The sequence below is a fragment of the Halioglobus sp. HI00S01 genome (assembly GCF_001635445.1).
In the GTDB taxonomy this organism is placed as follows: domain Bacteria; phylum Pseudomonadota; class Gammaproteobacteria; order Pseudomonadales; family Halieaceae; genus Halioglobus; species Halioglobus japonicus.
In genome coordinates this window covers 1-267 of record NZ_LWEE01000141.1, presented here as the reverse complement: position 1 = coordinate 267, position 267 = coordinate 1, and the positions used below count along the sequence as shown (strand labels likewise).

1 pseudogene is annotated in these 267 nt (G+C 58.8%); it reads right to left on the bottom strand.

Annotated features, from left to right (window positions below):
• Positions 1–267 (bottom strand): annotated as a pseudogene (locus tag A3709_RS23840) (hypothetical protein); the annotation flags it as partial.

Sequence of the window (267 nt, the reverse complement as noted above, 5' to 3'; positions counted from 1 at the left end):
ACAATCCGGTCTCCAGTGGTTCGACATGCAGTTCATCGAGGAAGGTTTTCACCCCCGGTACCCTTGCAAAGTTGGTGGCAAAATTGGCTCCGGCATCCCGCAGGGCCATGACCGCCGCCAGGTTTACCGCCGCCGCGTCACTCTGAAGGAAGGCAGTGGGCGTCTTGCCGTAAGCGGTCATGGTCCAGTCGGTAATCGGGTCACCACCGGTTGTCACCAGACGGAAGCGATAGCGCATCCAGATCTCGTAGACCTTGACGTTGGTGT